Source organism: Amycolatopsis sp. NPDC033938 (assembly GCF_055575975.1).
Genome location: NZ_JBVIRO010000024.1, coordinates 37,488 through 50,161, shown reverse-complemented (window position 1 = coordinate 50,161; position 12,674 = coordinate 37,488). Strand labels below are relative to the sequence as shown.

The following is a 12,674-nucleotide window of genomic DNA, read 5'->3' as shown; positions in this document are numbered from 1 at the left end:
ATTATCCACACCCACCCCTCGGACTCAAGTTGACCTCGGTCTCACCGGCGCGGCCGGGTTACGGCCGCGAGAACGCAGTGTTGACAACGGTTTCGGCCTCCGCCGCTCGGCTAGGGAGCATGGCGGCGAACGGGTGAATCGGCGATGGCCTGCTCGCCGGTCCCGGCGAGCCTGGACCGGCGCATGCTGTAACCGAAGTAGATCAGCAGGCCGAGCGCCATCCAGCCGGCGAAGACGATCCAGGTCGCGCCGTCGAGGCTGAGCATCATGTAACCGCAGCACAGCACCCCGAGGATCGGCGTGACCGGGGAGAACGGCACACGGAACGAGCGCGGGGCCTCCGGTTGCCGCTTTCGCAGCAGCAGGACGGCGACGTTCACCAACCCGAAGGCGAACAGCGTGCCGATGCTGGTGGCGTCGGCCAGTTTCCCGAGCGGGATGAACGCGGCCAGCGCCGCGACGAAGCCGGAGACCACCAGGGTGTTCACCCGGGGAGTACCGGTTTTGGGGTCCACTTTGGACAGCGAGGCGGGGACGAGGCCGTCACGGGACATCGAGTACAGGATGCGCGTCTGTCCATACAGGACGGTCAGCACCACGCTGGAGATCGCCACGATGGCGCCGACGGCGAGCAGACCGGCCCACAGCGGGTTGTCGGACACGGCGCCGAGCACATGCGAGAGCGCGGCTTCCTGGCCGTCGAACTCCTGCCACGGCAGCGCGCCAACGGCCGCCACGGCGACCAGGCAGTACAGCACGGTGACGATCGCGAGCGAGAGCAGGATCGCCCTCGGCAGATCCCGTTGCGGGTTCTTCGCCTCCTCACCCGCCGTGGAGGCCGCGTCGAAACCGATGTAGGAGAAGAACAGTTTCGCGGCGCCGGCGCTCAGTCCTGCCATGCCGAGCGGCAGGAACGGCGCGAAGTTCGCCGCCCGTACCGCGGAGAACGCGATCGCGCAGAACAGCACCAGCGTGCCGACCTTGACCACGACCATGATCGCGTTGGCCCGCGCGCTCTCCTTCGCGCCGGCCAGCAACAGGAACATGGCGAGCAGGACGACGACGATGGCCGGGACGTTGACGATCCCGCCTGAGCCCGGTGGCTGGCTGAACGCGTCGGGAATGGCGAAACCGAACGCCAGCCGCAGCAGCTCGTTGAGGTACTGCCCCCAGCCGACGGCCACCGACGCCACCGAGACGCCGTACTCGAGCACCAGGCACCAGCCGCAGACCCAGGCGACCAGTTCGCCGAGCGTGGCGTAAGCGTAGGAATAGGACGACCCGGACACCGGGATCATTCCGGCGAGTTCGGCGTAGGAGAGCGCGGAGAAGAGCGCGGTGATCCCGGCGAGCACGAACGACAGCACGACCGCGGGCCCCGCCACGGGTACCGCCTCGCCGAGTACGACGAAGATCCCGCTGCCCAGCGTCGCGCCGATGCTGAGCATGGTCAGCTGCCCGAGCCCGAGAGAGCGCTTCAGCGTGCCGTGATCACTGTCGGCGATCAGATCGGCGACCGGTTTCCGCCGCACCATCGCGGCTCGCAGAGTCATGCCGAGGACCGTATCCGCCGCGCTGGACACGCAGAACAGGAGATCGTTGCTCGGTTACCTGGATTACAGGCGATTCGTTGAATCCTGCCGATCGATTCGCGACCGGCCCGGCCCACTTCTCACCGAAGCGCTCGCAGGTCGGCCGACTGTTCCTGCGCTGTCGGAGGAACGCGTGAAGGCCCCCTTCCCTCGGCTCAGCCGAGGGAAGGGGGCCTTCACGCGCAGCCGTTGTGACTGGTGCTGTCACTGAGGCTGGTGGGTCAGCCGAAGTAACGCAGAACCAGCTCGACCAGTGCGGTGACGTCGGCGTCGACCATCGGCGCGCCGGTCATGCCCAGCCGGTGGAGCAAGGTCCCGACGACGATGTCGATGAAGAGCAGGACCCGGTCCTCCGGTTCACCGAGCGCGTCCTGGAGTGCGATCCGGTAGGGATCCTGCAGCCGCGTGGACAGGATCGCGCGCAGGGCCGGATCGTGGACGGCGTCGACGAACACGCCCGCGAAGGCCGCACCCACGCCGGGGTCCCCGATCTTCGCCGCGATCCAGCGGATGCTCGAGGACATGTCCTCGTCTCGGCTGACGCCCTTCAGCGGCGCCGGTCCGAAGGCGTCGACGAGACAGTCCGTGATCAACGCCCCTTTCGACGGCCAGCGCCGGTAGAGCGTCGTCTTCGCGACACCCGCCGCCGCGGCGATGCGGTCCATCGTCGCGCCCGCGTAGCCCAGTTCGTGGACCGTGTCCAACGTCGCGGCGAAGACCGCGGCGTCGATACCCGCGCGTGGCCTGCCGGGAGGTTTGGCGGAGGCGGCCGCTGGAGTCATGGCACCACCCTAGCAATTTCGCTACCATCAGTATCGCTACTACCGGTAGCGTAATTGGGGTGATGGAGGAGACATGGACGACGTCGTCGGCAGGCAACGGCCACCGCGGGGGATTCGGTTGCTGCACGCACTGGGGAAGGAACCTGATTGGACGGCGATGACGGCCGAGGAGCTGGTCGCTTTGAGCGAGACGGTGAATCGCAAGCGGGCTTCCCCGCTGGCTCGGGTGATCACCGGGTTCCCGGATCGCGGCGCCGTGATCCGGTGGGAAGAGATCGCGTTGCCTGACCGGCTGCTTCGGGTCCGGGTGTACCGGCCTTCACCGAAGCGCGGTGACGAGAGCGCCGCCTTGCCGCTGGTGTTGCACGTCCACGGCGGCGGATTCGTCGGCACGGCGGTGCAGAGCGACTGGGTGAACAGCCACCTCGCCGCCCGGCTGCCGTCGGTCGTCGTCTCGGTCGAGCACCGGCTTCTCCGTCCGGGGACTCCGCTGCTCGCGGCTGTCGACGACGGCCGGGACGTGCTGCGGCACGTGGTGGGACACGCCACGCGATGGGGGATCGACCCGGCACGGGTCGCGGTCTTCGGCGAGAGCACCGGCGGCGCCATCGCCGCACTGAACACGTTCCGGGCCAAGGAGTCCGGCCTGCGCCTGCGCGCGCAGGTGTTGGTCAACCCCGTTCTCGACGTGACCGACGCGGGCTTCGACCATGCCTCGATGGCCCAGTACGCGAACAGTCCGACGCTGAACGTGGCGCAGATGCGGCTGCTTCAGCGGTTGGCCGTTCCGCCGGGAGCGGATCCACGTGCGCTGTCGCCGCTGCAGGCCGACGATCTGAGCGGGCTGCCCCCGGCGTTGCTGGTGGTCCCGGCCCTTGACCCCATCGCCGATCACGGCCGCCGTTACGCCGAACGGCTGCTGGAGTCCGGGACACCCGCGGCGCTCACCGAACATCCCGGGGCCACGCACGCGTTTCTCAGCATGCCGGGCGTGGTGCCGCAGGCCAAGGCGGCGCGGGCGGAGATCGCCGAGTTCCTCCGGAGCCGTCTGCGCACGACGGCCGAGGTGCGGTGACGGGGCCGCGACCGGTCACCGCGGGGGATCGTTCCAGCCGATCTCGAAAGCAGCGGGAAGGCGCGGCAGCGCCTTCCGGCTGCCGCGGACGGGCCGCCGCGCGTTCAGCTCGGCAGATCGCGGGCGATCTCGGCGGGGGAGGGCATCCGCGCGATCTCCTCGGCGATCGCGCGGGCCGCGTCGCGGTGGGCGGTGTTTCCGTGGTGTGGCAGTAACTTCCGGGCCTGGTCGGCGATGGCGTCCGCGGTGACTTCGGTGGGCGACAGGCGTAGCGCGGCACCCGCGGCAGTGAGGGCTTCGGCGTTGGCGAATTGGTCGGCTCCCTGAGGAAGGACGAGCTGCGGGAGGCCGACGGCGAGTGCTCCGAGGGTCGTGCCGCTGCCACCGTGCTGCACGACCGCGTCGACGTGTGGCAGCAGATCCGCTTGCGGTACCCACGCCCGCACCGTGACGTTGTCCGGAACGGGGCCGAGCTGGTCCGGGCGGATGTGTCCGGAGGCGACCACGACGTGCGCGTCGAGCGCGGCCAAACCGTGGATGGCCGTGGTGAGCAGTTCCGGCGTGCCGAACACGGTGCCGAGCGTCAGGTAGATCAACGGTCGTGAACCGCGTCCGGAGCGCCACGGCAGCGGTGCCGGTTCGGAGTAGGGGATGGGGCGTAACGCGATGCGCTCGGCCGTGGCGAGGAAGCCTTTGTCCTGTAAGGACGGTGGGCAGATGTCGAGATGGGGCCGAGCGGGAGTCGTCGGGCGCTGTAGGCCGATTCCCTCGGGAAACATGCGGCCGAATCCGTGCCAGAGGCCGGGAATCCCGGCGCGCTGCGCGGCGATGGCCGCCCCGGGTTGTCCCCATTCGTGCACGACGAGGTCGGGCCGTAGCCGGGCCAGTTCCGGTTCGAGATCCTCGGCGTAGATCTCGTAGAACGAATCGGCCGGGCGAAAGGGCCGGAGCCCGTTCCTGCGCAGGGGCGCGTGAACGTTCTCTCCGGCGGCGAAGTGCACCTCGTGCCCGGCCTCCCTGACGGCGATCGCGAGCGGGATCAGCGGATAGGTATGGCCGGGGGCCGCCAGGCTGGTGAAGAGCACGCGCATGTCAGCGGACCACGGTCGAGACGGCTGGGTCGGTCACGGCTACTCCAGATGTTGATAACAGATGTTCGGATCATCTGAGTAAAGAGTAGCCGGGCGCCCGCGGGTACGGTCGCACCGGGCCGGCCGAATGGCAGGAATCTGCGGGGAGATGTCTTTTCCGATACTGGGCGCGGAATCCGGTCCCCGGCACAGTGCTCTCATGGGCGAGACGGAATCAGGCATCGTGCGGGCCGAGACCAGGGTCGGGGGCGAGACGGTCAGCTATCTCACCGCGCGGCAGGATGGCCCGGTCGTGGTACTGCTGCACGGAACGTATTGGAGCCGCGTCTGGCTTCCCGTGCTGAACAGCCTGGCGAGGGCGGGGCTGCGGCCACTCGCGGTCGATTTCCCCGGGATGGGGCGTTCGGGCGGAGAACTGACCCCGGAGACCGCCACGGTCCCGGCCCTGGCGGAGTGGACCACGCGCTTCGTGTCCGCACTCGGGGTTTCCGGTCCGATCGCCGTGGCGGGGCATGACATCGGCGGCGCGGTCGCTCAGCATCTCCTTGCGCACGACCGGTTGCCGATCTCCCGGCTGGCTTTGGTCAACTCGGTGATGTACGACTCATGGCCGGCGCCTCACGTGGCGCGGCTTCTCACGGCGGCGGCGAGCGGTGACGAGTTTCTCGCCGCTCGCCGTAAGGCTTTGACAGCGGATCTGGCCGGTGCCGCCACCGAAGCGCGCATCACCGAATACCTCGATCCCTGGACGGATCCGCGGGTCCGCCGCTCCTGGCTGGCCATGGCGAGCGCGGCCGCGAGCCGCTACACCCTGGATCTCGTTCCCGCACTGCGCCGATCCACGACACCCAAATCACTGATCTGGGGTGAGGACGACCGCTTCGAGAAGGTGGAGTACGCCGAGAAGTTCGCGCTGGAGATCCCGCGAAGCACCCTCGTCCGCATCCCGGGCGCGAGCCATATCCCCACCGAAAACGCCCCGGACCGGATCGGCCGCGCGCTCGCCGATTTCCTCGGGGCTGGATTCTGATTCCCCGCCTTCCCAAGGAAACCAGCAGGCAGTCTTGTCCTGCCGGGCCGGGCTGTGTCCACATCGAACAGTAGTCGGATGAGAACTCGTTGACGTCGCGGAAAACGGGTTGTGGGCCACGCCTCGTGGCGGCGAACGGGTGTCATGCCGCAGATCCGGTGAACTCGCGCTACGCTCACCGATGATTGTCGATGCGGAGGAACTCCCGCGGACCTGGTGAAAGGCTCTTCATGGCTCAGAAAGTCGTTGTCCAGATCGTGGACGACCTCGACGGCGGGACCGCGACGCAGACGGTTCCTTTCGCCCTCGATGGTGTCACGTACGAGATCGATCTCTCGGACGAGAACGCCGACGCGTTGCGCGAGGAATTCGCGCGGTATGTCGAAAACGGCAAGCGGGTCGGTGGACGTCGCGTCAAGGTCGCGGCGGGGCAGGCGACCGTGCCCGGCGTCCTCGACGGCGTGAAGAAGCCGACCGACCGCGAACGCAACCAGCGGGTGCGCGCCTGGGCGGGGGAAAACGGTTACTCGATCGCCGAACGCGGCCGGATCCCGAACGACATCTACGAAGCCTTCGACGCCGCGGAGCAGGCTGCCGCCAAGCCGAAGCCCGTCGATGACGCTCCGGCGCGCAAGCGTGCGCCCAGGAAGAAGAAGGCCACGGCCTGAGTTCGTGTCTCCTGTGGTGGTCGCGCGACGCGTCCACCACAGGAGCCTGGACCAGCGCCGCTCCGGCTCGCCGCGCAGGCGGAAGCGAACAGAGCGACCGCGAACAGGACATAAGAGGCGAAGAGTCCTCCGGTGCCGGCCGCCGAGCTCAAGGAGCCCCCGACCGCCCGTCCCCAGAGCTGCCCGAGGCATTCGGCCGTGATGACGGCGGTGGCCAGTTCCGCGGCTGTGAAGCCGCTCACTCCCGCGGTGGTCGCCCGGAGGTGCAAACCGGGATAAGCGAGTCCGACGCCGATTCCGCCGAAGGCCCACGCGACGAGCGCCACGGCGAATGATCCGCCTGCGGCGAGTTCGATCGCGAGGACGGCCGTGGCCAAAGCGGTCAAGCCCAACCCGGCGACGGGAAACCCTCGCGCCGCGATGAACTGCGCCGGATGGCACGCACGACCAGCAACCGTCCGAACAGGACGAAGGGCACCGGCAGCAGCAACGTCCAGCGCCATCCCACGAGATGTGCCAAGGCGAGTGTCGCGGCCGGATCCACCAGCGCGGGCAGGATCCACATCGCCGACGACGCCGCGACGACCCGGATGCGCAGCCGCTCGTCGAGATGCCGGATCGCCGAACTGATCCCGAAAACGGCGAGGAGCCCGGCGGTGAACTGTCCCAGCGCGAACATTCACGCGGCCCGGGCGCAGGCGGCCTGCTTGCCGGTGTCACCGTCCGGCGAGCTGCCGATCGTGGATCCGGCGCCAGACCAGCAGGGAAAGCACCGCGCCGCACAGGCAGAGGAACATGTCCCACTGCGTGTCCCAGACATCTCCTTGGGTGCCGAGGAAATCGTCCGCGCCCGACCCGGCGAGCAACGCGCTGAACCATTCCACGAACTCGAAACCGGCGGCGATCGTCAGGCATACGCAGACGGTCAGGAATCCGGTCCAGCCGCCCGGTCGCAGCGGAGTGCGGCGCAGGAGCACCTCGCGCACGGCGATCGCGGGGACGAAACCCTGGACGACGTGGGCGAACCGGTCGTAGTTGTTCCGCTGTGTGCCCAGCAGGTGCTGCACCCATTCCCCGGCCGGGGTTTCCGCGTAGGTGTACTGGCCGCCGTAACACAGCACGATCGCGTGCAGCACCAGCAGCCAGCAGAGCAGCCGCGTCAACGGGAAACGGCGGCGCAGCGCCACCACCAGCGGCAGCCCGATCAGCACCCAGACGACCTCCATGAACCAGGTGCCCGTCGATTTGGCCTGGAGCCCGGTGGCGGCGAGTACCGCGACCACCACACCGGCCAGCAGTGTCCCTTCGGCCCGGCCGACTCCGCGTACCATGGAAAAACCCTACAGCGACGTGAAGATCGCCGCCGGTTCGTCGAATTCCCCAGTGGCCGGAAGGGGCTCAGCCGGGCGGGACGAGCCGCCGGATCGCGCCGTCGAATCCGGTGCTGTACAGGCTTCGCGGATCCCAGCCGGTACCGGCGCCGAACCGCACGGACGATCCGAGGTGGACACCGGTGGCGATCGCGCAGGTCTCGCCGGAGTCCGGGTCGACGCGGTGGACGATGCCGTGCTCGCCCGCCGTGTAGAGCCGTCCGTCGGTGCCGATGGTGAGATCGTCGATGATGTTCAGCGGCCACGGCGCCTGAAGGCGGATCTTCTTCGCGGGCGCGGAAGGATTCGCGAGGTCGATCGCGGCGATCTGGAAGTCCGGGTCACCGGTGTCGGCCACGTACAGGATGCGGCCGTCGTTGCTGACGACCATGCCGTTGGGGCCGAACAGATCGGGTCCGTACCGTTCCGGTGCGGCGGGATTCTCCTTGCGTACCAGCCAAAGCCCCCGCTTCGGGCCGATCAGGGTGCTGATCACCGCGTCGCCGTTCGGCAGCACGGTGCCGCCGTCGGGCATCGTGAGGCCGCTGGCCCAAGTCCGCCGTTTCCCGGTATCGAAGTCGTAGATGTCGATGGTGCCGGTCTTCAGTCCGAGCAGGCCGTCGGTCGTCACGTGCCCCGTGTTGACGTACAACTCGCTGCCGCGCGCCGAAAGTGCGCCAGGGCCGTAGACCGGCAGCAGGGTGCTGACAGTGCCGTCAGGGGACACGCGCTCGATGGATCCGTTGCCCGCGAACAAGGTCTTGGAGACCAGGAGACCGCCTCGGCCGTCGAAGGCGAGGTTTTCCAGCGGGAGACCGAGTCCGGTCGCGACGGTGCGGACCTCCCATGGCGCGCAGCCCGGCGTGGCCGCCGCCGTCGCGCCTGGTGCGGTGAAGGCCGCCGCCATCACGATCGTCGCGGCGATGACGCCGCGGATACGCCCGGTCATGCGAGCCTCCACATCCACTGAACCAGTACATGTGTATCAGTTTTTCTGATACGGGAGTATTGATCAGGGCTCGGCGTGTGTCAATCGGCCAGCGGGACACTGGTCTGGCGCCGCAGGTCGTCGGCGTCCATGGCGAACGCGAGGAAGAGTCCTTGCAGAGAGCGCTTCGTGAGTTCGAGATCGTCTTCGGCCGGCTGCGGATTGGCCAGCCGGTGCAGGGCCAAACCGTCCAGCAGGGCCATGAACGCCTTGGCCGCGCGCCGGGAATCGGCGATGCCGAGAGAGGTGAGCAGGGGAGCGGCCGACGTTTCGAAGGCGCCCATCGCCTCGTCGACCACGGCGCGCATCGCCGGATTCCTGGCGGCTTCCATGTACAGCTCGTACTGGGCGACGGTGACGCCGAACTTGCCTGCCACCAAAGCCTGGGTGAGCCGTTCGCCGACCTCCAGCACGGATTCCGCGTCGCGCACCACGTCGGCGAGCAGCTCCCGCACGATCTCGATCCGTTCGTGGATGTGGAAGCGCAGGGCCTCCGCGATGAGCTCTTCGCTGGTCGCGAAGTAGTACCCCGCCGCGGCCTGCGGCAGCCCGGCGCTGGCGGAAACCGCGCGATGGGTCACCGCCTTGACGCCGCCGTCGCAGATCAGCCGCATCGCCGCCCGGAGCAGCAGTTCGCGGCGCTCTCGGCTGCGCGCCTGCTGTTTGCCGCGGCTACCGGTCATTGACTTCCCCTTCGGTCGAACCGATACTAACGTCTCACTCTTAAGTGATACGTTTGTATTAATCTCGGGAGGACGGATGGGCGTCGACGCGGCCGAACTGCGGGAGATTCCCAGCCTGTGCCACGTTTTCCAGCGCACCGTCGCGGAGTTCGGCGACGTCGTCGCACTGAGGACGCCGGACGACGAGGTGTCGCTGACCTGGCGGCGGTACGGCGAACGGGTGCGGCGGCTGGCCGAAGGGCTGCACGCGCTCGGCGTCCGCCGTGGCGACACCGTGGCGCTCATGCTGACCAACCGGCCCGAGTTCCACCTGGTCGACATCGCGGCGGTCCACCTTGGCGCGATCCCGTTCTCGATCTACAACACCAGCTCCGCCGAACAGATCGAGTACCTGTTCGCCAACGCGGGCAACCGGATCGTGGTCTGCGAGGAGCGGTTCCTCCCGCGAGTGAGCGAAGTGGAGCGCGTCGTCTGCGTGGACGGTGCCGCCAAGGGAGCGATCTCCCTGGCGGAACTGGAAAACACCGAGTCGCCGGACTTCGACTTCGAGGCCGGGTGGCGGGCGGTCGGCCCCCATGACGTGCTGACGCTCATCTACACCTCCGGCACAACGGGACCGCCGAAAGGTGTCGAACTCACGCATCGCAACCTCACCTACAGTATGGGCGCCGCGCTGGAATCGCCGGACATCGCCGACGCGGTCGACAACGGACGCGTGCTCTCGTTCCTGCCTGACGCCCATCTGGCCAACCGGTACTTCGCGCACTATTTCCCGATCGTCTCGGGTTCGACGGTCACCTGTGTGGCGGATCCGAAGACCGTGGTGACCACCTTGCCCGCTGTCCGGCCCACGGTGTTCCTCGGTGTGCCCATGCTCTGGTACAAGATCAAGGCGGGGATCGAAGAGGCCGTCGCGGCGCAAACCGGTGTCCGGCGGTCGCTCGCCGAATGGGCGCTCGGCGTCGGACTGTCCACAGTGCACTCCGAGGCGGCCGGTGGGCGTGCCCCGCGATGGTCGCGGCTGCGGCATCGGCTGGCCCGGCTACTCGTCCTAGACAGGTTGCTCGTCAGGATGGGGCTGGACGCCTGTGTGCTCCCGATCAGCGGCGCCGCCCCGATCGCGGTGGAAACGCTGGACTATCTGCTGGCCACCGGCCTGCCGGTCTGCGAGGGCTGGGCGATGTCGGAGACCGCGGTCCACGGCACGATCAACCCGCGTCACGCCATCCGGCCGGGTACGGTCGGGAAAGCCCAGTACGGCGCCGAACTGCGGCTCGCCGACGATGGGGAGCTGCTGATGCGCAGCCCCGCCCTGATGCGCGGCTATCGGAACGATCCCGAGCGGACGGCCGAGGCGATCGACGAAGACGGCTGGCTCCACACCGGGGACGTCGCCACCATCGACGCGGACGGTTACGTGTCCATTGTGGACCGCAAAAAGGAGCTGATCATCAACGCGGCAGGCAAGAACATGTCGCCCGCCAACATCGAGAACGCGCTCAAAGCGGCGAGTGCGCTGATCGGCTCGGCCGTGGCGATCGGTGACCGGCGGCCCTGCGTGGTCGCCCTGATCACCCTCGACCCGGACGCGGCGGCGGCCTTCGCCGAACGGCACCGGCTCCCGGCCGACCCCGTCGTGCTGGCCGGGAACCCGGCGCTCCGGCAAGAGATCGCCGCCGTGGTCGAACGGGCGAACGGCAGGCTGTCCCGCGTCGAACAGGTCAAGGACTTCAGGGTGCTCCCGGTGCGGTGGGAGCCGGGCGGGGCCGAGCTGACGCCGACCATGAAACTCAAGCGCGCGTCGATCGCGGAGACCTACGCCGCCGAGATCGACGCGCTGTACCGCACCCCCAGGGGTGTGTGGAAATAGAGAATCTCGGCTGGATGTGGTCGTCACCGGGACTGTCGTGCGGCACTGTGTGGATTTTGTTTCATCTAACGCAACAAAATCCACACAGTGAAAGACACCGTCCACCGACGGGGCAACTCGCGCTCTCGTCGAACCGACACTTTTGCCTTACCGCTCAATAACCGTCAGTACCCCTCACGAGCCGGTCAGTTCAGCTTGCGGGTGTCGGCGGGCAGACCGCCGCCGGCGTAGACGTCCTCGGCGAGCTTGGCCAGCGCGGTGAGGGCGACGTTCTGGCTCCACGGACCGTAGGAAACCCGGGAGACGCCGAGTTCCCGCGCGGTCGCCAGCGGGATGGAGCCGGGGATGCCGATCAGGTTCACCTTGCGCTCGCCCAGCGCCTCGACCAGCCTGCCGACCTGGGTTTCGTCGAGCTTGCCGGGGACGAAGACGTTCGACGCGCCCGCGTCCAAGTACGCCCGCCCACGGGTGATCGCCTCGGCCAGCACCTCTTCGGGGTCGCGGTCACCCGCCTTGAGGAAGGCGTCCGTGCGCGCGTTGAGCACGAAGTCCACCCCGGCGGACTGGGCGGCGGCGACAGCGGCCTCGACGGCCTTGACGGACTCGTCCAGCGGCTTCATCTGGTCTTCGAGGTTGCAGCCGACCGCGCCGGCCTCGATCGCCCTGGCGACCGTGCCGCCCGGGTCGCCGTAGCCCGCCTCCAGGTCGGCGGTGACCGGGAGATCGCCCGCCGTCCGGACGATGAGGGCGACCTCGGCGATCATCTCGTCGCGGGGGATCTTCTCGCCGTCGGGGTAACCGCGTGAGGCGGCGATCCCGTGGCTCGGGGTGGCGAGCGCCTGGGTGCCGGGGGTCTCGGCGACGACCTTCGCGGTGATCGCGTCCCAGACGTTGACGACGAGCAGCAGCTCGGGGGCGGCGTGCAGTTCCTGCAGTCGGGTGGCCTTGTCGGCGGTGGAAACCATGTCCTCAATCTAGAGCGCGAGCCCGCACGTCGCCGCCGCGAGGGTACCGGCCGGTCAACGGTCAGATCTCAGGACAGGATTCCTGTTACGCCTCGGGCCCGGACCACGACCTTTAGGGAAGTCATGTTCGAGTGGAGGCCCCGTGGAGCTGACCATCAACGCCGGCGGTGACGAACAAGCGCTGAAAGAGTTCTACGACTGGCTTCGCGAGGACGAGGACGTGGTCCGGTGCGCGACGATCGACACCGTGGCGTCACGGGGATCGGCGGAGATGGGGGCCTTCGAGGTCATCTGCATGACCATCGGTTCGCTGACCGGACTGGCCAACCTCGGCCTCGCTTGGGGCAACTTTCTCCGCTTCCGCGCGGAAACTCCGCCGTTCACGATCACTGTGGAGGGTGAGTTGACGGAGGAGCAACTTGCCATGTTCCGGAACCTGGACCTCCCGCGGGTCGTGAGTGGCGATTCGGGGTTTGAAACCAATAGGCCCAACCAGCCCAACCGGACCGAACGGCCCCCCCCCGGAGCGACCCCCCGATCCCGCCCACCCCCACAGAACA

The 12,674-nt window shown here is 68.3% G+C and carries 13 protein-coding genes; 5 read left to right on the top strand and 8 right to left on the bottom strand.

The window, feature by feature from the left end; translation table 11 throughout:
- Positions 1-110: 110 nt before the first annotated feature.
- Together ACZ5ZX_RS37350 and ACZ5ZX_RS37345 are read right to left on the bottom strand one after the other, a co-directional pair.
- Positions 111-1,553: an amino acid permease gene (locus tag ACZ5ZX_RS37350; protein ID WP_465506702.1), complete on the bottom strand. Its 1,443-nt coding sequence runs from the start codon at positions 1,551-1,553 to the stop codon at positions 111-113.
- Positions 1,554-1,813: 260 nt separating this feature from the next.
- Positions 1,814-2,374 (bottom strand): TetR/AcrR family transcriptional regulator, encoded by a 561-nt coding sequence (locus tag ACZ5ZX_RS37345; protein ID WP_465506701.1) that lies wholly within the window; start codon positions 2,372-2,374, stop codon positions 1,814-1,816.
- Positions 2,375-2,447: 73 nt separating this feature from the next.
- On the opposite strand from ACZ5ZX_RS37345, the gene ACZ5ZX_RS37340 reads away from it, so the two are divergent.
- Positions 2,448-3,449 carry an alpha/beta hydrolase gene (locus ACZ5ZX_RS37340; protein ID WP_465506700.1) on the top strand — a complete coding sequence of 334 codons (1,002 nt, stop codon included), beginning with the start codon at positions 2,448-2,450 and terminating at the stop codon, positions 3,447-3,449.
- Between the two features lie 104 nt (positions 3,450-3,553).
- Here the strand turns inward: ACZ5ZX_RS37340 and ACZ5ZX_RS37335 are convergent, their stop codons facing one another.
- Positions 3,554-4,540: a glycosyltransferase gene (locus ACZ5ZX_RS37335; protein ID WP_465506699.1), complete on the bottom strand. Its 987-nt coding sequence runs from the start codon at positions 4,538-4,540 to the stop codon at positions 3,554-3,556.
- 199 nt (positions 4,541-4,739) lie between these two features.
- Here ACZ5ZX_RS37335 and ACZ5ZX_RS37330 point away from each other — a divergent pair, with 199 nt between their 5' ends.
- Positions 4,740-5,570 (top strand): alpha/beta fold hydrolase, encoded by an 831-nt coding sequence (locus ACZ5ZX_RS37330; RefSeq protein WP_465506698.1) that lies wholly within the window; start codon positions 4,740-4,742, stop codon positions 5,568-5,570.
- 230 nt (positions 5,571-5,800) lie between these two features.
- A complete protein-coding gene (locus ACZ5ZX_RS37325; protein WP_465506697.1) occupies positions 5,801-6,238 on the top strand; it encodes a histone-like nucleoid-structuring protein Lsr2 in 438 nt (145 codons plus the stop codon).
- 382 nt (positions 6,239-6,620) lie between these two features.
- Here ACZ5ZX_RS37325 and ACZ5ZX_RS37320 read toward each other — a convergent pair whose 3' ends face one another.
- The 4 genes from ACZ5ZX_RS37320 to ACZ5ZX_RS37305 form a co-directional block, all read right to left on the bottom strand.
- Positions 6,621-6,917, bottom strand: coding sequence for a hypothetical protein (locus tag ACZ5ZX_RS37320; protein WP_465506696.1), 297 nt, complete (start codon positions 6,915-6,917; stop codon positions 6,621-6,623).
- A 37-nt stretch (positions 6,918-6,954) separates the two neighbouring features.
- Positions 6,955-7,569 (bottom strand): DUF2238 domain-containing protein, encoded by a 615-nt coding sequence (locus ACZ5ZX_RS37315; protein ID WP_465506695.1) that lies wholly within the window; start codon positions 7,567-7,569, stop codon positions 6,955-6,957.
- A 67-nt stretch (positions 7,570-7,636) separates the two neighbouring features.
- Positions 7,637-8,557, bottom strand: a complete 921-nt coding sequence (locus ACZ5ZX_RS37310; RefSeq protein ID WP_465506694.1) for an SMP-30/gluconolactonase/LRE family protein — start codon at positions 8,555-8,557, stop codon at positions 7,637-7,639.
- A gap of 80 nt (positions 8,558-8,637) precedes the next feature.
- Positions 8,638-9,279, bottom strand: a complete 642-nt coding sequence (locus tag ACZ5ZX_RS37305) for a TetR/AcrR family transcriptional regulator (protein WP_465506693.1) — start codon at positions 9,277-9,279, stop codon at positions 8,638-8,640.
- A 76-nt stretch (positions 9,280-9,355) separates the two neighbouring features.
- Between ACZ5ZX_RS37305 and ACZ5ZX_RS37300 the strand changes: the two genes are divergently transcribed.
- Positions 9,356-11,149, top strand: a complete 1,794-nt coding sequence (locus tag ACZ5ZX_RS37300) for an AMP-dependent synthetase/ligase (protein WP_465506692.1) — start codon at positions 9,356-9,358, stop codon at positions 11,147-11,149.
- Between the two features lie 185 nt (positions 11,150-11,334).
- Here the strand turns inward: ACZ5ZX_RS37300 and ACZ5ZX_RS37295 are convergent, their stop codons facing one another.
- The gene (locus ACZ5ZX_RS37295) at positions 11,335-12,114 is read right to left on the bottom strand and encodes an isocitrate lyase/PEP mutase family protein (protein WP_465506691.1); all 780 of its coding nucleotides are present in this window, start codon (positions 12,112-12,114) and stop codon (positions 11,335-11,337) included.
- Between the two features lie 142 nt (positions 12,115-12,256).
- Here ACZ5ZX_RS37295 and ACZ5ZX_RS37290 point away from each other — a divergent pair.
- On the top strand, positions 12,257-12,674 hold a 418-nt coding region (locus ACZ5ZX_RS37290), incomplete at its 3' end, for an effector-associated constant component EACC1 (protein ID WP_465506690.1).